The organism is Sphingomonas oryzagri (assembly GCF_029906645.1).
Taxonomy (GTDB): Bacteria; Pseudomonadota; Alphaproteobacteria; order Sphingomonadales; family Sphingomonadaceae; genus Solisphingomonas; species Solisphingomonas oryzagri.
Window position 1 is genome coordinate 305584 of sequence record NZ_JARYGZ010000001.1, and the last position, 25945, is coordinate 331528.

Annotated in this window: 23 protein-coding genes; 15 read left to right on the forward strand and 8 right to left on the reverse strand. The window is 66.9% G+C overall.

The window, feature by feature from the left end:
- Window positions 1-24: 24 nt before the first annotated feature.
- Together QGN17_RS01465 and QGN17_RS01470 are read right to left on the reverse strand one after the other, a co-directional pair.
- Complete coding sequence (locus QGN17_RS01465; protein ID WP_281042741.1) at window positions 25-1470, reverse strand: porin; 1446 nt, start codon at window positions 1468-1470, stop codon at window positions 25-27.
- Between the two features lie 268 nt (window positions 1471-1738).
- Window positions 1739-2695, reverse strand: coding sequence for a PQQ-dependent catabolism-associated beta-propeller protein (locus tag QGN17_RS01470; protein ID WP_281042742.1), 957 nt, complete (start codon window positions 2693-2695; stop codon window positions 1739-1741).
- 149 nt (window positions 2696-2844) lie between these two features.
- Here QGN17_RS01470 and pedF point away from each other — a divergent pair, with 149 nt between their 5' ends.
- The 4 genes from pedF to QGN17_RS01490 all read left to right on the forward strand — a co-directional run bounded on the left by pedF (window position 2845) and on the right by QGN17_RS01490 (window position 6708).
- Window positions 2845-3273 carry a cytochrome c-550 PedF gene (gene pedF, locus QGN17_RS01475; RefSeq protein WP_390902670.1) on the forward strand — a complete coding sequence of 143 codons (429 nt, stop codon included), beginning with the start codon at window positions 2845-2847 and terminating at the stop codon, window positions 3271-3273.
- Window positions 3274-3277: 4 nt separating this feature from the next.
- Window positions 3278-4135 carry a substrate-binding periplasmic protein gene (locus QGN17_RS01480; protein WP_281042743.1) on the forward strand — a complete coding sequence of 286 codons (858 nt, stop codon included), beginning with the start codon at window positions 3278-3280 and terminating at the stop codon, window positions 4133-4135.
- Between the two features lie 105 nt (window positions 4136-4240).
- Window positions 4241-5983: a methanol/ethanol family PQQ-dependent dehydrogenase gene (locus tag QGN17_RS01485; RefSeq protein ID WP_281042744.1), complete on the forward strand. Its 1743-nt coding sequence runs from the start codon at window positions 4241-4243 to the stop codon at window positions 5981-5983.
- 56 nt (window positions 5984-6039) lie between these two features.
- Complete coding sequence (locus QGN17_RS01490; RefSeq protein WP_281042745.1) at window positions 6040-6708, forward strand: response regulator; 669 nt, start codon at window positions 6040-6042, stop codon at window positions 6706-6708.
- 135 nt (window positions 6709-6843) lie between these two features.
- Here QGN17_RS01490 and QGN17_RS01495 read toward each other — a convergent pair whose 3' ends face one another.
- The 4 genes from QGN17_RS01495 to adh all read right to left on the reverse strand — a co-directional run bounded on the left by QGN17_RS01495 (window position 6844) and on the right by adh (window position 12291).
- A complete protein-coding gene (locus tag QGN17_RS01495) occupies window positions 6844-9075 on the reverse strand; it encodes a hybrid sensor histidine kinase/response regulator (RefSeq protein ID WP_281042746.1) in 2232 nt (743 codons plus the stop codon).
- The gene (locus tag QGN17_RS01500) at window positions 9072-10226 is read right to left on the reverse strand and encodes an FIST N-terminal domain-containing protein (RefSeq protein ID WP_281042747.1); all 1155 of its coding nucleotides are present in this window, start codon (window positions 10224-10226) and stop codon (window positions 9072-9074) included. The genes QGN17_RS01495 and QGN17_RS01500 overlap by 4 nt, the downstream gene beginning before the upstream one ends.
- A 56-nt stretch (window positions 10227-10282) precedes the next feature.
- Complete coding sequence (locus tag QGN17_RS01505) at window positions 10283-10672, reverse strand: DUF779 domain-containing protein (protein WP_281042748.1); 390 nt, start codon at window positions 10670-10672, stop codon at window positions 10283-10285.
- A 98-nt stretch (window positions 10673-10770) separates the two neighbouring features.
- Window positions 10771-12291 (reverse strand): aldehyde dehydrogenase, encoded by a 1521-nt coding sequence (gene adh / locus QGN17_RS01510; RefSeq protein WP_281042749.1) that lies wholly within the window; start codon window positions 12289-12291, stop codon window positions 10771-10773.
- A gap of 166 nt (window positions 12292-12457) precedes the next feature.
- Between adh and QGN17_RS01515 the strand changes: the two genes are divergently transcribed.
- The 3 genes from QGN17_RS01515 to msrB are packed head-to-tail and all read left to right on the forward strand — an operon-like array spanning window position 12458 to window position 13704.
- Entirely contained in the window at window positions 12458-12898 is a 441-nt protein-coding gene (locus QGN17_RS01515) for a pseudoazurin (protein ID WP_281042750.1), read from the forward strand.
- Window position 12899: 1 nt separating this feature from the next.
- Window positions 12900-13199 carry an EthD family reductase gene (locus QGN17_RS01520; RefSeq protein WP_281042751.1) on the forward strand — a complete coding sequence of 100 codons (300 nt, stop codon included), beginning with the start codon at window positions 12900-12902 and terminating at the stop codon, window positions 13197-13199.
- A gap of 55 nt (window positions 13200-13254) precedes the next feature.
- Entirely contained in the window at window positions 13255-13704 is a 450-nt protein-coding gene (msrB, locus tag QGN17_RS01525; RefSeq protein WP_281042752.1) for a peptide-methionine (R)-S-oxide reductase MsrB, read from the forward strand.
- A 98-nt stretch (window positions 13705-13802) separates the two neighbouring features.
- Here msrB and QGN17_RS01530 read toward each other — a convergent pair whose 3' ends face one another.
- The gene (locus QGN17_RS01530) at window positions 13803-14411 is read right to left on the reverse strand and encodes a hypothetical protein (protein ID WP_281042753.1); all 609 of its coding nucleotides are present in this window, start codon (window positions 14409-14411) and stop codon (window positions 13803-13805) included.
- 38 nt (window positions 14412-14449) lie between these two features.
- The gene (locus tag QGN17_RS01535; protein ID WP_281042754.1) at window positions 14450-14719 is read right to left on the reverse strand and encodes a hypothetical protein; all 270 of its coding nucleotides are present in this window, start codon (window positions 14717-14719) and stop codon (window positions 14450-14452) included.
- Between the two features lie 205 nt (window positions 14720-14924).
- On the opposite strand from QGN17_RS01535, the gene QGN17_RS01540 reads away from it, so the two are divergent.
- From QGN17_RS01540 to QGN17_RS01575, 8 genes are all read left to right on the forward strand, one after another.
- Window positions 14925-15635, forward strand: coding sequence for a response regulator (locus QGN17_RS01540; protein WP_281042755.1), 711 nt, complete (start codon window positions 14925-14927; stop codon window positions 15633-15635).
- On the forward strand, window positions 15632-16933 hold the full coding sequence (locus QGN17_RS01545; protein ID WP_281042756.1) for an ATP-binding protein: 1302 nt from the start codon (window positions 15632-15634) through the stop codon (window positions 16931-16933). The genes QGN17_RS01540 and QGN17_RS01545 overlap by 4 nt, the downstream gene beginning before the upstream one ends.
- 222 nt (window positions 16934-17155) lie before the next feature.
- Window positions 17156-17854: a carbonic anhydrase gene (locus QGN17_RS01550; RefSeq protein WP_281042757.1), complete on the forward strand. Its 699-nt coding sequence runs from the start codon at window positions 17156-17158 to the stop codon at window positions 17852-17854.
- Complete coding sequence (locus QGN17_RS01555; RefSeq protein ID WP_281042758.1) at window positions 17854-19380, forward strand: SulP family inorganic anion transporter; 1527 nt, start codon at window positions 17854-17856, stop codon at window positions 19378-19380. The genes QGN17_RS01550 and QGN17_RS01555 overlap by 1 nt, the downstream gene beginning before the upstream one ends.
- 179 nt (window positions 19381-19559) lie before the next feature.
- On the forward strand, window positions 19560-20366 hold the full coding sequence (locus QGN17_RS01560) for a TorF family putative porin (RefSeq protein ID WP_281042759.1): 807 nt from the start codon (window positions 19560-19562) through the stop codon (window positions 20364-20366).
- 250 nt (window positions 20367-20616) lie between these two features.
- A complete protein-coding gene (locus QGN17_RS01565; RefSeq protein ID WP_281042760.1) occupies window positions 20617-23136 on the forward strand; it encodes a TonB-dependent receptor in 2520 nt (839 codons plus the stop codon).
- A gap of 62 nt (window positions 23137-23198) precedes the next feature.
- Window positions 23199-24581: an MFS transporter gene (locus QGN17_RS01570; protein WP_281042761.1), complete on the forward strand. Its 1383-nt coding sequence runs from the start codon at window positions 23199-23201 to the stop codon at window positions 24579-24581.
- 72 nt (window positions 24582-24653) lie between these two features.
- Window positions 24654-25910, forward strand: coding sequence for an aromatic ring-hydroxylating oxygenase subunit alpha (locus QGN17_RS01575; protein WP_281042762.1), 1257 nt, complete (start codon window positions 24654-24656; stop codon window positions 25908-25910).
- Window positions 25911-25945 lie beyond the last annotated feature (35 nt).

Sequence of the window (25945 nt, forward strand, 5' to 3'; positions counted from 1 at the left end):
CCAGCGGTCAGGTGTAACCCTCCATCAGAAGAAGAGGATGGCGCCCGCCGCAACCGTGTCGGAGGTGGCGTGGTTTCCACCCTGCGCCTTCGATTTCGTATTGATATATTCGCCGATCAGCGTGACCCACGGCGTCAGGCCGTAGCGGCCCTGGCCCACCCAGCTGGAGTTGCGATCGAGCAGGGTCGGGTCGTAGAGGCCCGCCGGTGCGCCGGCATCGCGATCCGCCTTCTCGGCACCGGTCATCTTGAGGAAGCTCGCGCCGTAGCTGCCACCCAGCGTGAACTTGCCGATCGTGTAGGTGCCCTGGATGTAATAGCCGTTCGACTTGCGGCGATTGCCCAGCGCATCGGTCGAAAGGATGAACAGGCCGGTCGTGCCGACGCCCTTGCCGTCGTAGAAATAGCCGAGCAGGCTGGCGCCGCCGTAGGTCAGCTTGGCGCCGACATCGAAGGCGGAACCGGTGTAGCCCGGCAGCAGATCGGTCGAATTGTGCTTCTGGGTGATGCCGCCGGCCCAGGCGTGTACGCCGAAGCTGTCGCCCTTCCAGTCGTAGGTCAGCTTGCCCTGGAAGCCGGGATTCTTGTTGACCTCGCTGCGACCGATCGTGACGAGCGGCTGGAACACGCCCAGCGAGGCCTGGAAGCCCGCGAACTTGGGCGAGGTGTAGGTGATCTGCGGCTGGAAGTCGGTGTAGATATAGCCGATGCCGATGCGGCCGAGCGAGGTGTTGGACGGCGCCGCGTTGCCGCCGGTCGAACCGACCGAGAGCAAAGTGATGTCGTTCAGGATCGCGTCGGATCCGAACAGGCCGATGTCGCGGCCGATCTTGAACTCGCCGATATTGGTGCGCCCGAATGTCAGATAGGTCTGGCGGAAATCGATGCCCGACGTACCGAGCGCGACAGGGTTGCCGGCGGAATTGGCGCCGCCGACGGCGGTTACGCTGTTGATGCCCGGATAGAAGCCGAAGTGCGCGCCGACATCCCAACCGGCCTGCTGGGTGGTCACCTCGATTTTCAGGAAGCCGGGAAGCAGGCCGTTGCGCACCGCCGAGCTCTTCGGCCCGACGCTGGCGAGGCCGCCAGCGACGGTGTGATTGGCCGTCGCGGAAGCGCCGCTGTCATGCGTGTAGAAGCCGTTGACCGAGCCGGAGAAGGTGAGGTTCACGTCGCCGATCTGCAGACCGACGCCCTTGTCCGCCATCTTGACATAGTGGCTCATGTCGAGTGCGCCGGCTGCGGATTGCTGCGCGGATTCGGCCTGCGGAGAAGCGGCGGCGACGGGCGCGGGGGCGGGTTCTGCCTGCTTGCGGGCGAGGAGCTGCTGATATTCGGCGTCGCTCAGGATGCCCTTGTTCTTGAGCGCGAGCAGCAGGTCGTCGGTCGTGTCGGCGAGCGCGGGGCCAGCCGCGCCGAGCAGGCAAGCGAGGGCGACCGCGGCCTTCAGCCGCGTCCGATATGCTTTCATTGGAAACCTCCCCAGACGTCCGGCCTCGTCACGGGGCCGGCTCGCGTGCCAGACTGGCGCGGGAGGGGCGGTCGGAAAATTGTACCTTGGGTTATTGGCCTTTGGGCGGAGGCGAGACTGTAAGGAGCGAACGATCCTCCCCCGGCAGGGGGAGGTGGCGCCGAAGGCGTCGGAGGGGGACGACGGCGATGCCACCTCAATTGTTCCGCCGCCCGCCCCCTCCGTCACGCTGGCGCGTGCCACCTCCCCCTGGCGGGGGAGGATCGGATTACGGCGCGATCGCCACGCCCCATGGTGCCTTGTCGGCCGGGATGGTGGCGATCACCTTGCGCGTCGCGATATCGATCACCGAGACATCGTTGCTCAGGCCGTTGGCGGCGAAAGCGCGGGTGCCGTCGGGCGTGATCGCCAGATGCCAGACGCGCTGGCCGACGGGCACGTAACCCGTCACCTTGCGCGACGCGACGTCGACGAAGGCGACCTGGTTGGCGCGGCCGAGCGAGACGAGCGCGGTGGTGCCGTCGGGCGCGAAATCGACGCCGACCGGCATCACCTTGTCTGCGGGCACGCCGGGCGGCTTGAACGCGATCGTGTCGGTCACCTGCTTGGTCGCGACGTCGATCACGCTTACCGTGCCACCGATCTCGGCCGAGACCCATACCGCCTTGCCATCGCGGGTGAACTCGGCATGGCGGGGGCGGAGGCCGACGGCGGTCTGCGCGACGTCCTGCTTGCTCGCGAGATCGATCCAGTGGACCTGGCTGTCGGTCTCGGAGGTGGAGAGCACGTATTTGCCGTCGGGCGATGCGGCCATGCCCTCCGGCTCGACGCCCACAGGAATCTGGAAGGCCACCGCCTTCTTCGCGATGTCGATCGCGGTGACGGCGGCGTCGCGCTCGTTGGCGGCATAGAGCGTGCGGCCGTCGGGCGAGAGCGTGAACTGTTCGGGGTCCTCGCCGGATGGCAGGTCGGCCAGCACCTTGCCCGTGGCGCGATCAATCACCTGCACCGCATTCTCGTCGCTGGCGCAGAGGTAGATCGTCTTGCCGTCCCTCGACAGCAGAATGCCGCGCGGCCGCTTGCCGACCGGCCAGCTCGCGATCGGCTTCAGCGTAGCCGCGTCGATCACGGTTAGCGTATTACCCTTCTCGTTGGAGACATAGACCGTCGCGGCGGACACAGGCGCGGCGGTCAGGGCGATGAGCAGAAGCGGGATGGTGCGCATGGGCCTTTGGTAGACCTTCGGCTGCTGGCGGGCCTCTAGTCCCTAAGTATCATGGGGAGCGCGCGGCAAGCCCCTTACTGTCGTGCCCAAGGCGGCAAGTCGGTCGCGCGTTGGAGGGATTCATGAAGGTTCGCTTTGAAGCCGTGGCGATGGCCACCGCCGCCCTGCTGATGGTCGGTTCGATCTCCGGCAGCGTGTTCGCCCATGGCAACGTCACCCCCCAGCCGGTCGATACCTCGGCGCTGCCGGACGTGCCGGGCGGCAACGACAACTGGATCACCAAGAATCCCTATCGCGCGGATCCCGCCGTCTACGCCAAGGCGCAGGAGATCGGCGAGAGCGGCTACGGCCAGAATTGCGCGCGCTGCCACGGTCTGGAGGCGATTTCGGGCGGCATCGCGCCCGATCTGCGCTATCTCGACGTCAAGGAGGATGGCGACGAGTGGTTCATCAACCGCTGCCACCACGGATCGGTCCGCGACGGCAAGGTCTATATGCCGCCGGAGGGCGAGATCCTCGGCCAGAAGGCCTGCTGGGCGATCCGCTCCTGGCTCGACAAAGTCCATACGGACAGCTGATCCCATGAGCATCGGGCGCAGACAGGCGCTGTCGCTGATCGGCGGGGGGGCGGCATTTGCGCTCGCCCCTCGCGCCGGCGCGGCGCCGCTCGATACCGTCATCAGGAACGGCTTCCTCTCGGTCGCGGTCTATCGCGATTTCGAGCCATGGTCGTGGCGCGACGCGGAGGGCCTCAAGGGCATCGACGTCGAGATCGGCGAACTGCTCGCCTCCGCGCTGGCGCTGCGCGTCTCCTATCTGGAGCTGATCCCCGGCGACGATGTCGCGGCCGACCTGCGCAATGCGGTGTGGCGCGGGTCGCTGACCGGCCTTGCGCCCGCCGACGTGATGATGCACATCCCGGTCGATCGCCAGTTGGCGCTCGCCAACGATCGCGCTGTGATCGTCGGGGCCTATTATCGCGAGAGCTTCGCCATGGCCTGCAATCGCGAGCGATCGCCCGATTGCGAGGCGATGCCGCCCGCCTTCAAGGGCCGCCCACTCGCCGCCGAGATCGATACGATCCCCGATTTCTACCTCTCGTCGGTATCGGGCGGGGTGCTGCGCGGCGACGTGCATCATTATCCCACCGGCACCGCCGCCGTCGCCGCCGTGGCGGGCGACAAGGCCGATGCGGTGGTCGCCACGCGCGCGCAGATCGAACATGGTCTCCTCGCCGCGAAGGACCGGCTGGTCCAGCGCAAGGGGCCGCTGCCGATGATGATGTCGCCCGGCTGGAATGTCGGCATCGCGGTGAAGGACAATAGCCGCGATCTCGGCGACAAGCTCGAGTCGGTGCTTGCCCAGCTCGTCGCCAACGGCAAGGTGCCGGCGATCTTCGAGCGCTATGGCGTCGTCTACCGCCCGCCCGTCGAGGCCTGAGCGGACGACGTAGGCCCTAGGTACAATTTGTTCGGGGTTCGCCCGGTCCTAGCATCCCCTCCTGTCAATGCGCGCAATCGAAGCGCGGCCAACAGGAGGGGACGGATGAAGCGTTTTTCCACCATCGTCGCGCTGGGAGCGATCGCGATCGCGCAGGTCGGCCCGGCGCTCGCTCAGCAGGCCGGCGGCCCGACCGACGCGGACCTGATGGCGTCTGCCACCAACACCAAGGCGGTGCTGACCAATGGCATGGGGCCGCAGGCGCAACGCTTCAGCACGCTCGACCAGATCAACACGCAGACCGTGTCGCATCTGGTTCCGGCCTTCTCCTCCTCGCTCGGCGGCGAGAAACAGCGCGGGCAGGAAAGTCAGCCGATCGTCTATGACGGCACCATCTACGTCACCGGCTCCTACAGCCGCCTCTTCGCTTTCGACGCCAAGACCGGCGAAGAGAAGTGGCAATATGACGCGCGCCTGCCCGACGGCATCATGCCCTGCTGCGACGTGGTGAACCGTGGCGCCGCGATCTATGGCGACAAGATCATCTTCGCGACGCTCGACGCGCATCTCGTCGCGCTCAACCGCGAGACCGGCAAGGTCATCTGGAACAAGAAGTGCGCGGATTACGAGGCGGGCTATTCGATGACCGCCGCGCCGCTGATCGTGAAGGGCAAGGTGATCTACGGCAATTCGGGTGGCGAGTTCGGCATCATCGGCCGGGTCGAGGCGCGTGACGTCAACACCGGCGAGCTGATCTGGTCCCGCCCGACCATCGAAGGCAATATGGGTCAGCTCAACGGCAAGGATTCCACCATGACCGGCAAGCTCAACGCGAGCTGGCCGGGCGATCAGTGGAAGACCGGCGGCGGCGCCCCCTGGCTCGGCGGCACCTACGATCCCGAGACCAACCTGCTCTTCTTCGGCACCGGCAACCCGGCGCCGTGGAACAGCCACCTGCGTCCCGGCGACAACCTTTACACCTCCTCGACGCTGGCGCTCGATCCCGACACCGGCGAGATCAAGTGGCACTATCAGTATACCCCGCATGACGGCTGGGATTTCGACGGCGTCAACGAATTCATCCCCTTCGACGCGATGGTGAAGGGCAAGATGATGAAGCTTGGCGCGCAGGCCAATCGCAACGGCTTCTTCTTCGTACTCGATCGCACCAACGGCAAGTTCATCTCGGCGACGCCGTTCGCCACCAAGACGACCTGGGCGAGCGGTTACACCAAGGCCGGCCGACCGATCTTCATCGATGCCAACCGCCCCGGCGCGCCGACCACCACCAAGGGGTCCAGCGTGTTCTCGGCACCGGCCTTCCTCGGCGCCAAGAACTGGATGCCGATGGCCTATTCCAAGCAGACCGGGCTGTTCTACGTGCCGTCCAACGAATGGGGCATGGACATCTGGAACGAGCCGATCGCCTACAAGAAGGGCGCGGCCTATCTGGGCGCGGGCTTCACCATCAAGCCGCTCTACCAGGATTATATCGGCGCGCTGAAGGCGGTCGATCCGGCGACCGGCAAGATCGTGTGGGAATATAAGAACAAGGCGCCCTTGTGGGGCGGCGTGCTCTCCACCGCCGGCGGCCTCGTCTTCACCGGCACGCCCGAGGGCTATCTGAAGGCGTTCGACGCCAAGACGGGTCAGGAGCTGTGGAAGTTCAACACCGGATCGGGCGTGGTCGGCTCGCCGGTGACGTGGGAGCAGGATGGCGAGCAGTATATCGCCGTCATGTCCGGCTGGGGCGGCGCCGTCCCGCTGTGGGGCGGCGAGGTCGCCAAGGCGGTGCAACACATCAACCAGGGAGGCTCGCTGTGGGTCTTCAAGCTGCCCAAGGCCTGATCGCCGGCGGTGCGGGGCCTCGCGGTCCCGCGTCCGCTCTGCTAAGCCATGGGGTCATGGGGGAGAGGGGCGTGGAGCGGGTGTTGATTGCGGACGATCATCCCCTCGTCAGGGATGGTCTCCGCACGGTGATCTCGGTGGCGTTCGACGCCGCCGAGCTGTTCGAGGCCGCCTCCCTCGATGAGACGATCGCGGTGATCGAGCGGGAAGGGGATTTCGATCTCGTCATGCTCGACGTCAACATGCCGGGTGCGACCGGGGTGAGCGGGTTGCAGATGCTGCGCCACCGCTTCCCCGCCCTGCCGGTGGTGATCGTCTCCGCCGCGACCGATCGTGGGCTGGTGAGTGCGGCATTGGCGGCGGGAGCCTCGGGTTTCATTCCCAAGTCGCTGAAGCGCGGTGCGATCGTCGATGCGCTGAAATCCGTGCTGGCGGGCGAGATCTACGTGCCCGAGGATGTCGCGCTGGACGATCGCGCGATGGACGAGGAGCGCGAGATCCAGAGCCGGATCGACCAGCTCACCCCGCAGCAGCGCGTGGTGCTGGGCCTGATCGTCGAGGGCAAGCTCAACAAGCAGATCGCTTATGAGCTGGACGTGTCGATGACGACGGTGAAGGCCCACGTCTCGGCGATCCTCACCAAGCTCCGGGTGTTCAGCCGCACGCAGGCGGTGATCCTGGTCAACAAGGTCGGCTTCCACGGCGACGGCGCGAAGCGGCATTGAGCAAATTCATCCTCCTCATCGCAGATGGGGAGGATGACCGATTGCGAAGCGAGTGGTGGAGGAAGATGCGCCGCGCATGACTCCTCCACCACCCTTGGGCGGTCCCCCTCCCCACGCTTCGCGTAGGGAGGATTTTTACCCCACCGGCCGGCTCAGCAGCGCCCTGAGCTGCGCCGGCTTCACCGGCTTGTTGAGCAGATCGAAGCCCTCGGCGGCGAGCTGATCGCGCAGTTCCGGGGTCCGATCAGCGGTGATCACGATCGCCGGGATCTGCCGGCCCAGCGCCTGGCGCACCAGCCGCACCGTCGCATCGCCCGTCTCTCCGTTGTCGAGATGATAATCGGCGATCATCACGTCCGGTACGAAGCCGCCGCCGATCGCCGCCATCGCCTCGGCACCGTCGCGCACACCGCGCACCGGATAGCCCCAGCCGCCGAGCATCGCGGCCATGCCTTCGAGGATCGCCGCCTCGTTGTCGATCACGAGCACCGACTGCTCGCCGCTGCCGCGCCGACGGATGCCGGGTGTGGGCACCGGGCGCAGTTCCTGCGCGACGGTCGTCGGAAGCGACAGGCTGAAAGTCGAACCCTCGCCGGGGCGCGACTTCAGCCGGATCCGGATATCGAGCATCCGCGCCGCGCGTTGCACGATGGCGAGTCCGAGGCCCATGCCACGCGCCCGGCCGCTATCGTCCAGCCGGCGGAACTCCTCGAATATGACGGCGTGATGCTCGGGCGCGATGCCGATGCCGGTGTCGACCACCTCGATTCGCACCCGGTCGCCCTGTTTCCGGCAGCGCAGCTCGACCGAACCCTGCTCGGTATAGCGCAATGCATTGGAGACGAGGTTCTGGAGGATGCGCCGCACCAGCCGCATGTCCGAGCGGACCCAGAGCGGCGAAGTCGGGATGCGCAGCGCGAGGCCCCTCGCGCGGGCGGTCGGCGCGAATTCGGCCTTCATGCTGCCGAGCAGCTCGGCCAGCGCGAAGTCGGACGGCTGCGGCACGATCGCGCCGGCATCGAGCTTGGAGATTTCCAGCAGCGCCTCGAGCAGATCCTCGACCGAATCCAGCGCGGAGCCCGTCTGCCGTACCAGCGCGCGCGTCGGCGTGGCGAGGCGCCGGTCGGCGATGGCGGAGACGAACAGCCGCGCGGCGTTCAAGGGTTGCAGCAGATCGTGGCTGGCGGCGGCGAGGAATCGCGTCTTGGAGAGGTTCGCTTCTTCCGCCGCCGTTTTGGCCTCGCGCATCGCGCCCTCGGCGGAAAGGCGTTCGGCCACTTCGCGCTGGAGGTCGGAGGTGCGCTCCTCGACGCGGCGTTCCAGCGTTTCGTTCGCCTCGCGCATCAGTTCGGCCGAGTGGAGCCGTTCAGTGATGTCCTCGAAGCTCATCACCATGCCGCCGTCCGCCATCGAGGAGCGACGCACCTCCACGATGCGGCCGCTGGAGCAACGGCGCTCAGCCACCACGTCAGGCGAGCCGGGGGGCAGCCAGTCGAGCGGGCGGCCGGGGCCGAACGGACCGTTAATCCGCTCGCAGGTGACGACCAGCGCCTCGTGCGTGGTCACCAGCGGCAGGCCGTCCGCCGGGAAGCCGATGGTGGAAAGCAGCGGGCCGTTCCAGGCGATCAGCCGGCGATCGGCATCGTACACGCAGACGCCCAGTCGGATGTTGTCCAGCGTCGCCTGGAGCAGCGCGGATTTCTCGGCGAGCTGGCGCGCTCGCTCGCGCGCATCCTCCGCCTTCACGTCGGTGATGTCGGTGTAGATGCCGACGATGCCGCCTTCCGAGGTGCGCAGCTCGTTGACCTGGATGTAGCGGCCGTCGGCCAGCACATGGACGTGGCCGCCCTCGGCGATGCGATGGCGGGCGACGCGCTCCGATACGAAATGGTCGGGCGCGTGGCGTGCACCGAGCGTGCTGCCGGTCTCGCTCACCCAGCGCACCGTGTCGGCGAAGGTGACGCCGGGCCGGATACGGTCGGCGAATTGCGGCCAGAGGCCGAGGTAGGTGGCGTTGTAGAGGATCAGCCGGTCGTCGGCGTCGAAGATCGCGAACCCCTCGTTGATGCTGTCGATCGCGTCGCGCAGGCGGCGTTCGGCGCCATCCGCCTGTTCCTTGGCGGCGCCCAGTTCGGCATTGGATGCGGCCAGCTCTGCGAGGGCGCGTTCCAGGTCGGACGTGCGGTCGCGCACCTTGCTTTCTAGCGCGATCGCGGTCTCGAACAGCGAAAAGGCGTTGCCCTGCAGGTCGGTCGATCGCTCGACGCGATCCATCAGCACGCGGTTGATCCGATCGGCCTTGGCGAGCGCCGCCTCCAGCTCGGCGATGCGCTCGTCGCGCGGATCAAAGACGGGGCGGCTGCTCATCGGCCGATCGCGAGGCCCGAGAAGGTCTGGTTGACGTGCAGCGCGTGAAACTGCTCGCCATAGGTGTTGAAGCCCACCACCCGCTGCCGCGCGAACAGCTTCGAGACTTCGTGGCGGACCTGGCGCTGCGTGAGCTCGACCGAGTTGAGCACGCAGTCGAAACCGAGGATGCGGTCGATCCCGCCGACTTTCTCGTCGAGCTGCGCGAACAGGGTTTCCAGCTCGCCCATCACATCATGGCCTTCGCCCAGCGTCAGCACGATGCCCTCGTCGATCGCGCAGTAGAAGGTAAGGCTGCCGTCCGGGTTGGCGGACTGGATCGAGCGGCAATAATATTCGCCGCCGGCACGCACCATCGGCGGGTGCGAGGCGAACACTTCCGGCCCCAGATCGGCGACGGATACGCCGGCGAGCCGGGCATATTCGGTCGCCGCCGGTTCGGCGTTGATCTCGTGGACGATCCGCTCGACCGGGTTGGCGCCGGTCACCACCATCTTCACGTCGCCCGGCGAATAATGCTGCGAGCGGAAGACGTGCATCCTGCGCCGAGACATCAGCACCGCGACCAGCGCGGCGTCGCGGCGGAACGCGCCGTCGTGGAAAACGAAGGTCTCGCGGAAATCGAGGCCGTCGCCGGAAGAACCGCCGATCAGCGGGATGTCGCCCAACGCATCCTGCACGGTGACGGTCAGCATCTCCTCTCGGTGCGAGAGGCCATCGACCAGGAATATCGCGGCGCGACTGGGGTGGGGGCCGAGATGGCGCGATCGTTCCGCCGCATCGGCGACGAGGCCACGCACCACCTGATGAGCATGCGCCGCCTCGAACCGGTCGAGCGCCTCGAAGCGGACGGCGGAGAAGGTGAAGTCGTCGGCCGGGAAGCCGATCGCAGTGATCGTGCCTTCGCGCAGGCCATCGGGCGCGATCTCGCCGGAAGAGGTGCAGCCGATGACTGTCATTCCTTCGCTGCGTTCGGCGATCGCGTCTGCCAGCCGGCCGAGATCGTGGCGGCTGGAGCAGAACAGCACCATGCCCGCAAGGGTCGGGGGGTCCATCTCGCGGAACAGTGCTTCGATCGCGCGGACCGGATCGTCGAGATCAGTCGAGGCGGCGCGGACCGCCGGCTTGTAGTCGTCTTTTGTCCTCTCCATGCGCGGGGTTATGCCAGCAGGCCACGCCCGCGTCATCATCGCGCCCCGCGCCATGGTCAGCCGCCCCTCCGCGGCTCGCCGGCGGCTTGCAACGCGTCGGCCTCGGCATCGGTGAAGACCCGGCTGCGCACGATGAAGCGTACCCCCTCCGGCCCCTCCAGCGAGAAGCCCGCGCCGCGCCCCGGCACGACGTCGATCGTGACCTGGGTGTGGCGCCAATATTCGAACTGGGCGGCACCGATCCACACCGGCACATCATCGGCGATGGTGCCGAGCAGGATGTCCTGCCCGCCGACCCGGAACTCGTCGGCCGGATAGCACATCGGCGCGGAGCCGTCGCAGCAACCGCCCGACTGATGGAACATCAGCCGGCCGTGGATGCCCTCCAGCTTCGCGATCATCGCGGTCGCGGCGGGGGTGGCGAGGATGCGGGGCGGTGGCGCCAAGGCATGTCTCCCGAACAGAGTTGGCGGCGGACCTCCGGGGAGAGGTCCCCCGCCCGAGGTGGGGAGGCCGAAAGGGGGCAGGGCCTCCCCCGGAGAGCTCAGAAAAAGCCGAGCGCCTTGGGGCTGTAGCTGACCAGCAGGTTCTTGGTCTGCTGATAGTGATCGAGCATCATCTTGTGCGTCTCGCGCCCGATGCCCGACTGCTTGTAGCCGCCGAACGCCGCGTGCGCCGGATAGGCATGATAGCAGTTGGTCCACACGCGACCGGCCTGGATGCCACGGCCCATGCGGTATGCGGTGGTGCCGTTGCGCGACCACACGCCGGCGCCGAGGCCGTAGAGCGTGTCGTTGGCGAGCGCGAGGGCATCCGCCTCGTCCTTGAAGGTCGTCACGGAGACGACGGGGCCGAAGATCTCCTCCTGAAAGATCCGCATCTTGTTGTGGCCTTCGAGGATGGTCGGCGTAACGTAATAGCCGCCGTCCAGTTCGCCGCCGAGCGAGGCGCGGGTGCCGCCGGTCAGAACCCTGGCGCCCTCGTCCTTGCCGATGTCGATGTAGCTCAGGATCTTCTCCAACTGATCGTTCGAGGCCTGCGCACCGATCATCGTCGCCGGATCGAGCGGGCTGCCCTGCTTGATCTTCTGCACGCGGGCGACCGCTTTCTCCATGAAGCGATCGTAGATGCTCTCGTGCACCAGCGCGCGGCTCGGGCAGGTGCAGACTTCGCCCTGGTTGAGCGCGAACATCGCGAAGCCTTCGAGCGCCTTGTCGAAGAAGTCGTCATCCTCCTTCATCACGTCGGCGAAGAAGATGTTGGGGGACTTGCCACCCAGTTCCAGCGTCACCGGGATCAGGTTCTCGGTGGCGTACTGCATGATCAGGCGGCCGGTGGTCGTCTCGCCGGTGAAGGCGATCTTGGCGATCCGCTTGTTCTGGGCAAGCGGCTTGCCCGCCTCGACGCCGAAGCCGTTGACGACGTTGAGCACGCCCGGCGGCACGATGTCGGCGATCATCTCCATCAGCACCATGATCGACATCGGCGTCTGCTCGGCGGGCTTGAGCACCACGCAGTTCCCGGCGGCGAGCGCGGGGGCGAGCTTCCACACCGCCATCAGCAGCGGGAAGTTCCACGGGATGATCTGGCCGACAACGCCCAGCGGCTCGTGGAAGTGATAGGCCACCGTGTCATGGTCGATCTCGGCGATCGAGCCTTCCTGCGCGCGCAGGCAGCCGGCGAAGTAGCGGAAGTGATCGACCGCCAGCGGGAGATCGGCGTGGGTCGTCTCGCGGATCGGCTTGCCGTTGTCGATCGTCTCGACCAGCGCGAGGATGTCGAGCTTCTCCTCGATCCGGTCGGCGATCTTCAGCAGCACGCGGGCGCGCTCCTGCGGGGAGGCCTGGCCCCATTTGTCCTTCGCCTTGTGCGCGGCGTCGAGCGCCAGCTCGATATCCTCGGCGGTTCCGCGCGCGATCTGGCAGACCGTCTTGCCGGTGACCGGCGAGGGGTTGTCGAAATACTGGCCGCGCACCGGGGCGACCCACTGGCCACCGATGAAATTGTCGTATTTCGGGCGGATGATCACATCGCCCTTCAGCTGCTCCAAGGCTTGCTGCAACATGTGACGGCTCTCCTTCGCAAGGCCGGCGATCGACTCGCGGCTCTTCTCGTCCCCACCACAGTCGCAAGCCTTGTCGCGCGCTGCCATTGTACCAAGGGGCAATTGGCGGGCACTCGTCCTCGGGCGAAAACGCTTCGTGGATAATCGTTTCTCGGAGAGGCGTTACATGAAGATCAAGGTGCTCGGGCTCGCGACTGTTGCCTGTGCGATGCTGGCCGTTCCGGCCACCGCCAAGGACATCACCGTGCAGATGAAGAACCAGGGTGCTGCGGGCATGATGGTGTTCGAGCCGAGCTTCGTGCAGGCGAATGTCGGCGACAAGGTGCATTTCGTGCCGACCGACAGCGGCCACAATGCCGAGCCGATCACCGGCATGCTGCCCGACGGCGTGAGCGAGCCGGCCGGCGCGATGGGCAAGGAATATGTCCTCACCATCTCCAAGCCCGGCCTCTACGGCATCAAGTGCAAGCCGCATTATTCGATGGGGATGGTCGCGCTGGTGAAGGCCGGCAAGGGCGCTTCGCCAAACGCCGCCGTCGCCGCCGCGGTGAAGCTGCCGCCGCTTGCCACCAAGCGGATGGCGCCGATGCTGGCGCAGGCGAAGTAGGATGGCCCTGCTGTTCGTGACCTATCCGGCGGGAGGCGGAAGCCGCTTCGACCGGGATTATTACGTCGCGACGCACCTGCCGCTGGTGGAGAAAGCATGGGGGCCGAGCGGGCTGCGCTCGGCCCGCGCCTATTTCCCGGCGAGCGAGGGGAGCGACCCCGTCGCTGTCGCGGTGCTGACCTTCGCCGAGGAGGCGGCGATCGGCGCGGCGCTCGCCTCCGATGCGACGGCCGGCGTGCTCGCCGACCTCGCCAATTTCACCGACATCGCGCCGGTGATCCAGCGCGGCACCGCGCCCTGACCTCGACAGAGGCGGAGCGCTTCCCCATCTAGGCCTCCGAACAGGAGACCTGCACATGGCCGACTATCGCAAGACCGCTGAAGCCGTCGCGGCGCTGACGCCCGAGCAATATCATATCACCCAGCAGGCTGGCACCGAGCGGCCGGGAACGGGCGCGCTCCTCTACAACAAGGAGCCGGGCATCTATGTCGATATCGTGTCGGGCGAGCCGCTGTTCGCGAGCAGCGACAAGTACGAATCCGGCTGCGGCTGGCCGAGCTTCACCAAGCCGATCGAACCCGCCAATGTCGCCGAGCTGCGCGACGTGTCGCACGGCATGATCCGTACCGAGGTCCGCTCGGCGCATGGCGACAGCCATCTCGGCCACGTCTTCCCCGATGGGCCGATCGATCGAGGTGGGCTGCGTTACTGCATCAATTCCGCCTCGCTCCGCTTCGTCCATCGCGACGACATGGAGGCGGAAGGCTACGGCGCCTATCTGCCGCAGGTGGAAGAGATCGGCTGAAATGGTTTCCGCCCGCGCTTTTCGCACGGGCGGAATGAGGGTTCGGAGCCGGCGGGCGGGAGAGGGACCGCTCGCCGGCTCCGATGCTGTACGGGCTATCAGGAGGCGGTGATGCGCGCCCGGTAGCTGTCCACCGCCTGCAGCAGGCCGGCGGCTTCGGCTGGCACGATGCCGGTGCGGATGTCGTGGCCGGTCTGGTCCTTCAGCTTGAAATCCCAGCTGTTGCCGCCGCTCGCCGCGATCTGGCGCATGGTCGCCTCGTCCACCTGGAACGCCATCGTTTTGGAGAGCGGGCATTCGAGATTGTTCTCGGTCGTCGGGCAGACGTCCGCGCCGTGACGCGCCTCGCTCAGCGCGACCTTCTGCAGGCCCTTGGGGCCGACATAATGCGCGTCGGTGTAATCACGCTGCAGGCCCCAGTAGCGCAGCGACTGGCGCACTTCATAGGTGGTCGCGCCGGTCTGCTTGTCGACGATCGCGCGCAGGTGATTGTCGTGGCCATACGGCTTCAGCAGCTTCCAGCCCTCGCGATGGGCCTTCTCGGTCGACAGTGTGGCGTGCGATTCCAGCCGGTCGTCGTGCAGCGTGGTGGCCTGCGCGAACTCCGTCGGCGACATGGCGAGGAGCGAGCGCGGGTGCGACGCCTCGGCATTGGCGACGGCGGGGATGGCGGCGGTCATGAGGGCGGCGAGAATGATCTTGTGCATAAGAAACTCTCCTTGAAGGGGAAGAAGGGCTCGTGGGATTATTCGGCGTGGGCGAGCCTGGACGCGCCGCCGGTCGCCGCGATTTGCGCGGTGTCGCACCTGGCGGGTTGGGCGTGGCTGCCGTAGACGGGCAGCTTGCCGCCGGGCAGGCTGTGCATCGTCTTGCAGCCGGTCTCCGCCGCGATCGGGCGATAGGCGGCGTGCGGGCTGCGGCCGGCGGTGGCGCCGTGGCCGGCCGGTTCGTGGGTCTGCGCGAAGGCCGCTGCCGGGAAGAGCAGGGCGACCGCGATGAAGCTCGTGCGGATCATCGGAAAGGGTCTCCGTGAGGCGGGATGCCTCGGTGATCCTGAGCTAGGGATCGGGGTTTGCCCGTCCGCCACGGGATTGTAAGAAATGATGTCCGCTGTTCGCTTGATGCTGCGCGTGGCGGCGCGTGTCCCTAGATCGGGCGGACCCGGCGCTGGGGCCGGACAAGGAGATGCTGTTGCTTTTCGCGAAGAAGGAGGGCCGGCCATGACCGCGCCCGCAATCGTGCTGGTCGAGGATGATCCGGCGCTGCGCACGCTCACCACGCGGGCGCTTCAGGAAAATGGCTATACGGTGCGCCCCTGCGCGACCGCGCCCGAAATGTGGCGCGCAATGGAGCAGGGGGCTGTCGATCTGGTGCTGCTCGACATCATGCTGCCGGGCACCAGCGGCATCGACCTGTGCCGCGCGCTGCGTCGCGAGAGCGAGGTGCCGATCATCTTCATCAGCGCCAAGGGCAGCGAGATGGACCGCGTCGTCGGCCTGGAGCTTGGCGCCGACGATTATCTGCCCAAGCCGTTCGGCACGCGCGAGCTGATCGCCCGCGTCCGCGCCGTGCTGCGCCGGGGCGGGATGGACGATCGCCGCACCGAGCGCGGGCAGGGCATCGCCGAGTTCGACGGCTTCACGCTCAACCTGCCACGGCGCGAGCTGCTCTCGCCGGGCGGCGCAGTGGTCGACCTGACCGGCGCCGAGTTCGACCTGCTGGTGGCGCTTGCCGATCACGCCCAGCGCGTAATCGCGCGCGAGCGGCTGATCGAGCTGTCGCGCACGCGCATGGGCGACAGCTCCGATCGATCGGTCGATGTGCTGGTCAGCCGCCTGCGCCGCAAGCTGTCGGGAGAGGGCCGCGAGGCTCCGATCATCACGGTGCGCGGCGTCGGCTACATGCTCAACGCGGCGGTGTCGCGCCGTTGAGGATATCGGTCGGCCTGCTCGGGCGCCTGCTCACCATCCTGCTGCTGACGCTGGCGGTGGAGTTCGTCGCCAGCACCTTCCTCTACGAGCGATCGAGCCGCGCGCTGATCCGCGACGACGAGGCGCATCGGCTGGCCGAGCATCTCGTCATCGCGCGCAAGCTCGTGTCCGATCGTCCGTGGGCGGAGCGGCCGGCGATGGCGGCGCGGCTGACCACCAACCGCTACGACATCCATTGGGCCGGGCAGACCCAGCTAGGCCCCGCCAACGGCACGACGCGCGGCGAGGCTTTCCACCGCGTGATCGATTGGGAACCGAGCCTCGCCGACAGCGATCTGCGCGTGCAACTGGTCGCGGTGGGGCGCCGCGCGCAGCTTTTCGGCGCGCTCAGACTGCAGGATGGCACGTGGCTGCGCTTTCGTGCGGAGGCGCCGATCGATGATGAACAACCCGGCTGGCACCGCATCCTCCTCGCTTTCCTGCCGGCTCTGGTTCTGCTCATCCTGAGCACCCTGCTGTTCCGCCACACGCTGCGACCGATGGGGATGCTGGCGCGCGCGGCGGGGCGGATCGGGCGCGGCAGCGGGCTGACACTCCCCGAAGCAGGGCCGGCCGAGGTGCGCCGCGTGATCCGCGCGTTCAACGCGATGCAGGCGCGCATCCACCAGCTCATCACCGACCGCACGCAGGCACTGGCCGCGGTCGGCCACGATCTGCGCACACCGCTCGCGCGGATGCAGCTGCGCACCGATTCCATCGCCGATCCGACACTGCGCCGCGCCTTCGAGGCGGACGTCGCCGAGATGGAGGCGATGGTCGGCTCGCTCCTCTCGTTCCTCGGCGGCGAGGACGATCCGGAGAAGCCGGTGCGCACCGATGTCGCGGTGATGGCCGCGACGATCGTCGATGATGCGGCCGACCGGGGCGGGGACGCGACCTATATCGGGCAGGATCATCTGGAGGCGAGCGTCCGCCCGGTCGGGTTGAAGCGTGCGATCGGCAACCTGGTCGAAAATGCCCTGCATTACGGCCATTGCGCGCGCGTCTCCGCGATGATCGACGGCGAAACGCTGGTCGTGCGGGTGGACGATGATGGCCCCGGCATCCCCGAGGATCAACTGGAGGCGGTGCTGCACCCCTTCTCCCGGCTCGATCCGGCGCGCAGTCGTAACACCAAGGGTCTCGGCCTCGGCCTCGCCATCGTCGTTCGCGCGGCGGAGGCGGAGGGGGGCACATTGCAGCTCGCGAACCGCCCCGAAGGCGGGCTGCGCGCCGAACTGAGGCTGCCACTGCGCTAGAATACCTCCGTCATTGCGAGCGTAGCGAAGCAATCCATGGCGGCGGCATGTGGATCGCCACGGCGCTGCGCGCCTCGCGATGACGATGGGGTTGCGCGTGCTGGCCGCCCCAGCAACGAACAGGCAAAACTTCCTTACATTCACGCGGCAACGCAGCAAAGGCGTGCCTCTATCTCCTCGGTCCATGCCGCACCTTTCTGCGGTGGTCCAAGGAGCTTTCCCATGAACGAACTGATCGGCCGCGTCTTCCGGTTCGAGAAGGACGTGTATTCGAGCCGCAGCGAGCTGTACGGCCATCTGGCGACCAACGGCCAGTCGCCCAAGGCGCTGATGATCTCCTGCGCGGACTCGCGCATCGTGCCCGAGCATGTGATGCAGGCGGAGCCGGGCGACCTGTTCGTCTGCCGCAACGCCGGCAATATCGTGCCGCCGTATGCGACGCAGAATGGCGGCGTGACCTCCACGGTCGAATATGCCGTCGCGGTGCTGGGCATCCGCGAGATCATCGTCTGCGGCCATTCGGACTGCGGCGCGATGAAGGGCGTTGCAGGCCCCGCCGAGGCTCTGGAGAGCATCCCCAACGTCGCCGCCTGGCTGCGCCACGGATCGGCCGCGCGCGCGGTGGTGGACGCGAGCTATCCGGATCTCGATCCCGCCGCCCGCGTCCGCGCGATCAGCCTGGAGAATGTCGTCGCCCAGCTCGCCAATTTGCGCACCCATCCGTCGGTGGCGGCGGGCATCGCGCGCGGCGAGATTTCGCTGCACGGCTGGTTCGTCGACATCCATGCCGGCCAGGTGCTCGGCCTCGACGGCGAGACCGGCCAGTTCGTGCCGCTGCGCGAGGGGCAGGAGCTACCGGTCGCGCTGCGCGCCGGCCGCCGCCTCGCCGCCGACTTCCCGCTCGCCGTGGCGGCCGAGTGATGGGCGCGCTCCTCTCCAGATTGACGGGGGGCGGCAATCCGACGCGGGATTTCACCGCGTCGATCGTCGTCTTCCTCGTCGCGATGCCGCTCTGCATGGGCATCGCCGTCGCCTCCGGCGTCGCGCCTGAAAAGGGCCTGATTACCGGTATCATCGGCGGCCTCGTCGTCGGTTTGCTGGCGGGTTCGCCCTTGCAGGTCTCCGGCCCCGCCGCCGGTCTTGCCGTGATCGTTTTCGAGATCGTGCGCGAACAGGGACTCTCGGCGCTCGGCCCGATCCTCGTGCTTGCCGGCGTCATCCAGTTCGTCGCGGGGGTCCTGAAGCTCGGCGGCTGGTTCCGCGCGATCTCGCCCGCTGTGGTACACGGCATGCTCGCCGGCATCGGCGTGCTGATCGTCGTCGGCCAGTTCCACGTCCTGTTCGACGCCAAGCCGCTCGCCAACGGTATCGAAAACCTCTCCGCCATGCCGGGCCGCCTGTTCGGCCTGCACCCCGGCGATGTCTCGGGCGCGGAACTGGCGTTCGGCATCGGCCTGCTGACGATCGGCGCGATGCTGGGCTGGGAGAAGTTCCGTCCCGCCTCGATGAAGCTCGTTCCGGGCGCGCTGGTCGGCGTCGTCTCGGCGACGCTGGTCGCCTGGTTCGCCGGCCTCGACGTCACCCGCGTGGTGGTGCCGAGCAACATCCTGAGCGCGGTGGACGTGCCGAACGGCGGCTTCCTCGCGAAGCTGGGCGATCCGGCGATCTACGCGACGGCACTCGCTATCGCCTTCATCGCCAGTGCCGAGACGCTGCTGTCGGCCGCCGCCGTCGACAAGATGCACGACGGCGTGCGCACCGATTACGACAAGGAACTGCGTGCGCAGGGCGTCGGCAACCTGCTCTGCGGCTTCGCCGGTGCGCTGCCGATGACGGGCGTGATCGTCCGCTCCTCCGCCAACGTGCAGGCGGGCGCGACCTCGCGCCTCTCCACCATCCTGCACGGCACCTGGATCCTCGGTTTCGTGGCGCTGCTGCCGTGGCTGCTGCGCGAGATCCCGATGGCGGCGCTCGGTGGCATCCTCGTCGTCACCGGTATCCGCCTGGTGAGCCTCAGCCATGTGAAGCATCTGTTCCACCGCTACGGCCCGCTGCCCGCCTTCATCTGGGCGGCGACCTTGATCACCGTGGTGGCGGAAGACCTGCTCACCGGCGTGCTCGTCGGCCTTGGCCTTTCGCTGCTGGAACTGATCCCGCATGTCCGCAGGCTCAAGCTCGGCGTCCACGTCCACCAGCGCCGCGATGACGCCGAGGGGCATCATATGGAACTGCACGGCGCGGCCACCTTCGTGACGCTGCCCAAGCTCACCAAGGCGCTCGACGCGGTACCGCAGGACAAGGCGCTTACCCTTCATGTCGGCCGCCTCTCGGCGATCGACCACACGAGTGCGGAAATGCTCAACGACTGGCTGCAACGGCGCCGGGCGGCGGGCATGCGCATCGATCTCGCAGGCGAGAAAGGGCGCCTTCGAGGACTCGCGGCCTGACAGCGCGCGGGAAACACTTCCTTACGGAAGGGCAACCCGCGCGTAAGCCCCAGACGTCAGGCTGGCGACCATCCGGGCCGACTGCACCAAGCCTCGCCGACCGCTCGAAGGCAAGGCGCCCAGAGGTGTGGCGGCCCGGATGCAGGAGGAACATCCGCCACAACAAGAAGGGGTGTTCCATGAATTATCGATTGATCGCGCTGGCCGCCGGCCTGCTCGCGACCCCGGCTCTGGCGCAGGAAGCGCCGCCCAAGCCGTTCACCGTCTCCGGCTCCGTCGCCCTCGTGTCGGACTATCGCTTCCGCGGCGTCTCGCAGACCGACAAGCACATGGCCGTGCAGGGCGGCCTCACCGTCACCCACGAAACCGGCCTGTATGCGAGCGTGTGGGGATCGAACCTCGCCGGCTGGGGGACGTTTGGCGGCTCCAACATGGAACTGGATCTCGTCGGCGGCTACAAGCTGCCGGTCGGCGGCGCCACGATCGACGCGGGCCTCACCTGGTACATGTATCCGGGCGGCGCCTCGAACACCGATTTCGCCGAACCCTATGTGAAGGTCTCCTCCACGCTCGGTCCGGTCACCGCGCTTGTCGGTGTCGCCTACGCACCCAAGCAGCAGGCGCTCGGCAACTATTCCAACACGCCCTACAGCCGTGGCCAGAAGGAGGACAATCTCTACGTGTGGGGCGACGCCAGCATGGGCATCCCCGGCACGCCGGTGACCGCCAAGGCGCATCTCGGCTATTCGCACGGCAATCCGGGGCTCGGGCCGAACGGCACGAGCGTGACGCCGACGGGCGAGTATCTCGACTGGCTGATCGGCGCGGACATGGTGCTGGGGCCGGTGACGCTGGGTGTCGCCTATGTCGACACCAACATATCGAAGCGCGAGAGCGCCTATCTTCAGCCCAATTTCAGCTCGACCAAGAACGGCTCCTCGATCGCGGGCAGTCGCGCGGTCTTCTCGGTCGGCGCCAGCTTCTGACCCTTCCGACATGGCTGCACGCGCGTCCGCCCCGCTGGCGGGTGCGCGTGCCCATATGGCGCGTCCCGTTCGGACATGGTGCGGAAAAGCACCTATCCTTTAAACGAGCGGCGTGTGATGCGAATGACTATTGCAGCACGTTGCATAATTGACCTACGCTCCCCTCCTACCGTCATCGAACGGATAAGGCACGCCGAGGATCGCCAAGCCGGCAATCACATCGAGCGGCCGCAAATAGGAGGGGAAGGGTATGTCGGAGTACGCCTTCAAGACATCGCGTGCGCATCTGCTTCGCGGTTCCGCGGTCATGGCGATGATGCTGGCCGGCCTCGCCGCCGGGTCTGTCCAGGCGCAGGATGCGGCTCCCGCCGCGGCCGCAGGTCCGGCCCCGACGCAGACCGCAGCGCCGCCGCCGCGGCAGGGCGGCCTCGAGGACATCGTGGTGACCGCCCGCAAGCGCGCGGAGAATGTGCAGGAAATCCCGGTCGCCATCACCGCGATCTCCTCGGCCCAGGTCCAGCGCCGCGATCTTACCAGTCTGGAGAAAATCAGCGCCTCCACGCCGCAATTCACGGTCGGTCGTGCCTCCAACGGCGCGGGCGCCTCGCTCACCCTGCGCGGCATCGGCTCGCCCTCGACCTCGATCGGCGTCGAGCAGTCGGTCGCGGTGGTGGTCGATGGCGTCTATTACGGACAGGGCCGCGTCATCAACGAGGGTTTCTTCGATCTCAACCGGATCGAGATCCTGAAGGGTCCGCAGGCGCTGTTCTTCGGCAAGAACGCCACCGCCGGCGTGATCTCGCTGACCTCGGCCGATCCGGGCAGCAAACCCGAATACATCTTCCGCGCCGGCTACGAATTCGGCGCCAAGCAGGGCTATGGCGAGGCGATCGCCTCCATCCCGCTCACCGACACGCTGGGTATCCGCGTCGCGCTGCGCGGATCGAAGATGTGGGGTGGCTATTACAAGAACGAGGGCACCGACACCACCTACACCACCACGGATGCGGCGACCGGTGTCAGCACCGTCCATGACGTCACCGCCTCGGCGAAGGATCAGCCGCAGGAAAAGGAGGCGATCGGCCGCCTGACGGTGAAGTGGACGCCGACGGACCGCCTGACCGTGAACCTGAAGGGCTCGGGCACCTATAACAACACCGCCGGCAACGGCTGGAACTATGTCGTCGCGCACTGCGCCACCGGATCGAGCACGCTCAACCCCAGCTACAGCTGCGGCGGCAACTTCGTGATCCATCAGGACAACATCCCGCTCGATATCGCGAAGGTGTTGCCCCATTCCAAGTCGGACGGTGCGCTCTACAACACCTACAAATCCTATCAGGGCACGGGCACGATCAACTACAAGCTCGATAACCTGACGCTGACCTCGGTCACCAACTACAACTGGAACAACAACAAGTTCGCCTGCGCGTGCGACTTCCAGTCCTCGCCGACGGGCACCTGGGCGACGGAGGATTCCTCCTTCCACTCCTTCAGCGAGGAGGCGCGTGCGCTTTCCAGCTTCGATTTCCCGATCAACTTCATGGTCGGCGGCCTCTATCAGGCGACGCGCCGCGATTTCCAGCAGTGGGTTCTGTTCGCGGGCAGCGAGAATTCGGCCGCCGCGCCGGCCGATCGCTACGTCTCCTATTCCAAGCTGTCGGCCACCGAGGGCCGCACCTATTCGGGCTTCGGGCAGGTCATCTGGAAGATCCTGCCCAAGGTCGAGGTGACGGGCGGCGTCCGTTACACGCACGAGACGAAGAAGAGCTTCTTCGAGCAGCCTTACGTCAATCCCATCCTGGCGCCGGGCGGGCCTTTGCCGGTCTTCATTCCGGCCAGTGCTCCGGGTGGTGTGATCAACGCGAACCAGACCTTCAACAACTGGTCGCCCGAAGCGACGATCACCTACAAGCCGGCGCACGATATCATGTTCTACGGCTCGTATCGCACCGCATACAAGTCGGGCGGTTTCTCCAACAGCGCGATCAACTCCAACCTGTCGGACAATCCGCCGCGCGATTTCCAGTTCAAGCCGGAGACGGCGGCGGGCTTCGAGATCGGCGCCAAGACGACCCTGCTCGACAACCAGTTGCGCTTCAACCTGAACCTCTACACGTTCAAGTATAGCAATCTGCAGGTCGATTACTTCAACTCGCAGATCTTCGCCTATCAGACCTACAATGCCGGTTCGGCGCGCACCAAGGGTGTGGAGCTGGAGCTGGAATATGCGCCGCGCAGCGTGCCGGGCCTGACGCTGAGCGGCACGGCGAACTACAACCATGCGCGCTATGGCGACTTCCTGGCGCCGTGCTGGTCGGGCCAGCATCCGGATCAGGGCTGCACGCTCGTCGGCCCGGCCGGCGCGCCGTTCCAGCAGCTGGCCGGCAAGCCGACCTCGATCGCGCCGACCTGGACGGCATCGGCCGGTGTTTCCTACGAAAAGACCATGGATAGCGGCATGCGCTTCGGCATCAACGTCGATACGCGCTACAGCGGCAGCTACTTCGGATCGAGTTTCGCCAACCCGAACACGATCCAGCACAGCTACTGGATGCTCGATGCCGGCGTCCGCTTCGGCCGTGAGGACGATCGCTGGGAGGTCGCGCTGATCGGCAAGAACCTCACCAACCACTTCTACTTCCTGGGCGCCTCGGACGGCCCGTCGACCGGTTCGGGCACCGGCACGCCGGGCGGCGTGATCGCGGACCAGCTCGGCCTCGGCAACACGCCGCGCACCGTCGCGCTGCAGTTCACGGTGAAATACTGACGATCGTGTAACCGGCCCGCCCGGTTCGCCGGGCGGGCATCCCCGGCAAGAGGAGCGCCGCCATGGCCGACCGGGATGTGCGCCATGAGCGGCTGATCGTCGCGTTGATGGCGATCTCCTATCTGATCGTGACCGCCGATCTTTCTGTGGCGAGCGTCGCGCTGCCGTCGATCGGGCGGGATCTGCACGTGCCGGCGGCGGTGTTGTCGTGGGTGGTGGTCGCCGCCTCGCTGGCCAATGCCGGGCTGCTGGTGATCGGTGGCAAGCTGGTCGACCGGCTCGGTCATCGCCGCGTGCTGTCGACTGGCCTTTCGATCTATGCGCTGGCCTCTCTGGTCGCCGCTTTTTCGACCAGCCTGGCGCCGCTGCTGACAGCGCGTGCGGCGCAAGGTGTCGCGACCGCATTGATCGCGCCCGCCTCTTTCTCGCTCATCACGGCCTTCCTGCCCGAAGGCCCGGCGCGCCACCGCGCGCTGGGCGTGTTCGGGGTGACGCAGGGTCTGTCGCTGATCCTCGGGCTGTTTCTCGGTGGCTGGGTGGTGACGCGCTTCGGCTGGCATGCGGCGTTCCTGCTCAACCTGCCGGTCGCGGTGGCATCCATGGTGCTGACGCTGCGCGTGCTGCCGACACCGGCCCACCGCGTGCGCGAGCCGATCGATGGGGCGGGAGCGTTGGTCGCCGTTCTGGCGATGGTCGCGACGGTGAGCGGCATTTCGGCGGCGGGCGAAGTGGGGCCGTTCGCGACGCGGACGATGCTGCTGCTCGGTGGCGCGATCCTGTTGTTCGGGCTTCTGGTTCTGATCGAACGGCGGATGCCGGCGCCGATGCTGCCGCCCGCCCTGTTCCGTCGGCCGGGATTCGCCGTATCGGCCGCTGCTTCTTTCTTCGTGCTGGGCGGCGTCGGCGGCCTGTTCGTGCTGAGCCAGCTCGCCATGCAGCATGTGCTGGGGATGAGCGCGGCGCAGTCCGGCCTCGGCATGTTGCCCTATGCGCTGGCCGTGATGGCCACGGGGCAGGTGGCCCCGCTGCTGCTCGGCCGTTTCTCGCCACGCGCGATCGTGCTGGGCGCCTGTCTGGTCAACCTTGCGGGGTTCGCGCTGCTCGCGGCGACGGTGGGGCGCGAATATGGTCTGAGCATCGCGCCGGGCGTGATCCTCTGTCCGCTCGGTAGCGTCAGCGCCTTCATCGCGCTGATGCAGTCCGGCACCGGAGGCCTCGCCGCCGAAGAACAGGGGGTCGGCACGGCCGCGCTGTTCGTCTGCCATCAGGTCGGCGTCGCTGCGGGTGCCTCGATCGCGATGTCACTCGCCGGCGCGCACGAGGCGGCGGTTGGCCCGGCGGGGCTGCAGCTTGCCTTCGCGGCGCTCGCGGCGGGGATCGCCATCGCCTTTCTGATCGCGCTTACGGGCCTGCGCAGTCCCCTTCGAGGCGCCCCAACCGGATAGCGTCACCGGCCATCGCGAAAACTATTGCACACTGTGTCAAAATTAGGTTGTATTGCGCAAAAGGAGAAGGCCATGCTCGACGAGGACACCCGATTCGATTGGGCCGAGAGCGCGGAACGCCAGCGCGAAGTCGCCCGCGACATGCAGCGCAAGATGAACGAGCTGGTGCGCACCAAGACGACCGACCGTGAGGCCGGCCCGATGCGCAACGATCCCGCCGCCTACACCGACCCCCAGTGGTTCGAGGCCGAGAAGCGCGAGATCTTCCGCAAGATGCCGATCCTGGTCGGCCTGACGCGCGACATCGAGAAGCCCGGCGACAAGATGCTGTTCGACGCGGTCGGCCCGTCGATCCTGATCCTGCGCAAGAAGGACGGCACGGTCGGCGCCTATCTCAACATGTGCCCGCACCGCGCCGCCAAGGTCGTCACGGATTGCTCGCGCAACAGCTCGCGCATGACCTGCCCGTTCCATGGCTGGACCTTCGACCTCGAGGGCAAGCTGATCGGCTTCCCCGGCAAGGAAGGGTTCGAGGGTATCGATCGCGAGGAGATCGGGCTGATCAAGGTGCCGGTCGCCGAGCGCCACGGCATGATCTTCGTGATCGCGACGCCGGGCGATCAGGAAATCGACATCGACGCGCATCTCGGCGATTTCGGGCCGGAGCTGGCGCAGCTCGGCCTCGAACATGCCAAGCCGGTGAAGAAGAGCCGGCTCGATGTCGACGCCAATTGGAAATACGCGCTCGACACCTATGGCGAGGGCTATCACTTCAGCACGCTGCACCCGACCTCGATCGGGCTGTCGGCGATGACCGACGTGATGCTTTACCAGGGCTTCGGCCCGCACCACCGGCTCGGCTTCCCGCACGTCAGCGCGGCGGAGGAATCGCAGAAGCCGGAAAGCGAGTGGGCCGAGAAGCCCTATGGCGGCATCCACATGATGTTCCCCAACACCGTCTTCAACATCTCGACGCTGGAGCGTTACGCGGCGGACGGTGTGCCGACGATCGGCGACAACAAGGGGCCGGATCACGCCTTCGGCATCTATCGCATGTTTCCGGGCGACGAGCCGGGCAAGGCCTTCACGATGATGGCGACCTACCGCACCGGCCGCATCGACGACGAGGAGGACACGACCCCTTGGGAGCAGTTCCACGACTTCATCGAGAATGTCGTGCGCACCGAGGACTACAGCGTCTCCAAGGACGGTCAGAACAATCTGGAATATGCGCCCGAGGACTTCCGCATGATCTACGGCAGCAACGAGATTTCGTTGCAGCGCTTCCACCGGCAGATCGCCAAACGCATCGGCCGGCCGATCGACTGATCCGGGCGGTGGCCCACCGGCCGCCGCCTTCACCA

Bases quoted from the DNA above. Each gene is read 5' to 3' on its own strand.
- QGN17_RS01540 (WP_281042755.1), top strand. From the start codon at position 14,925: ATGACCGCGCCCGCAATCGTGCTGGTCGAGGATGATCCGGCGCTGCGC.
- adh (WP_281042749.1), bottom strand. From the start codon at position 12,291: ATGTTGCAGCAAGCCTTGGAGCAGCTGAAGGGCGATGTGATCATCCGC.
- QGN17_RS01470 (WP_281042742.1), bottom strand. From the start codon at position 2,695: ATGCGCACCATCCCGCTTCTGCTCATCGCCCTGACCGCCGCGCCTGTG.
- pedF (WP_390902670.1), top strand. From the start codon at position 2,845: ATGGCCACCGCCGCCCTGCTGATGGTCGGTTCGATCTCCGGCAGCGTG.
- QGN17_RS01535 (WP_281042754.1), bottom strand. From the start codon at position 14,719: ATGATCCGCACGAGCTTCATCGCGGTCGCCCTGCTCTTCCCGGCAGCG.
- msrB (WP_281042752.1), top strand. From the start codon at position 13,255: ATGGCCGACTATCGCAAGACCGCTGAAGCCGTCGCGGCGCTGACGCCC.
- QGN17_RS01565 (WP_281042760.1), top strand. From the start codon at position 20,617: ATGTCGGAGTACGCCTTCAAGACATCGCGTGCGCATCTGCTTCGCGGT.
- QGN17_RS01480 (WP_281042743.1), top strand. From the start codon at position 3,278: ATGAGCATCGGGCGCAGACAGGCGCTGTCGCTGATCGGCGGGGGGGCG.
- QGN17_RS01490 (WP_281042745.1), top strand. From the start codon at position 6,040: ATGGGGGAGAGGGGCGTGGAGCGGGTGTTGATTGCGGACGATCATCCC.
- QGN17_RS01500 (WP_281042747.1), bottom strand. From the start codon at position 10,226: ATGGAGAGGACAAAAGACGACTACAAGCCGGCGGTCCGCGCCGCCTCG.
- QGN17_RS01560 (WP_281042759.1), top strand. From the start codon at position 19,560: ATGAATTATCGATTGATCGCGCTGGCCGCCGGCCTGCTCGCGACCCCG.
- QGN17_RS01555 (WP_281042758.1), top strand. From the start codon at position 17,854: ATGGGCGCGCTCCTCTCCAGATTGACGGGGGGCGGCAATCCGACGCGG.
- QGN17_RS01495 (WP_281042746.1), bottom strand. From the start codon at position 9,075: ATGAGCAGCCGCCCCGTCTTTGATCCGCGCGACGAGCGCATCGCCGAG.
- QGN17_RS01575 (WP_281042762.1), top strand. From the start codon at position 24,654: ATGCTCGACGAGGACACCCGATTCGATTGGGCCGAGAGCGCGGAACGC.
- QGN17_RS01570 (WP_281042761.1), top strand. From the start codon at position 23,199: ATGGCCGACCGGGATGTGCGCCATGAGCGGCTGATCGTCGCGTTGATG.
- QGN17_RS01465 (WP_281042741.1), bottom strand. From the start codon at position 1,470: ATGAAAGCATATCGGACGCGGCTGAAGGCCGCGGTCGCCCTCGCTTGC.
- QGN17_RS01485 (WP_281042744.1), top strand. From the start codon at position 4,241: ATGAAGCGTTTTTCCACCATCGTCGCGCTGGGAGCGATCGCGATCGCG.
- QGN17_RS01515 (WP_281042750.1), top strand. From the start codon at position 12,458: ATGAAGATCAAGGTGCTCGGGCTCGCGACTGTTGCCTGTGCGATGCTG.
- QGN17_RS01550 (WP_281042757.1), top strand. From the start codon at position 17,156: ATGAACGAACTGATCGGCCGCGTCTTCCGGTTCGAGAAGGACGTGTAT.
- QGN17_RS01530 (WP_281042753.1), bottom strand. From the start codon at position 14,411: ATGCACAAGATCATTCTCGCCGCCCTCATGACCGCCGCCATCCCCGCC.
- QGN17_RS01520 (WP_281042751.1), top strand. From the start codon at position 12,900: ATGGCCCTGCTGTTCGTGACCTATCCGGCGGGAGGCGGAAGCCGCTTC.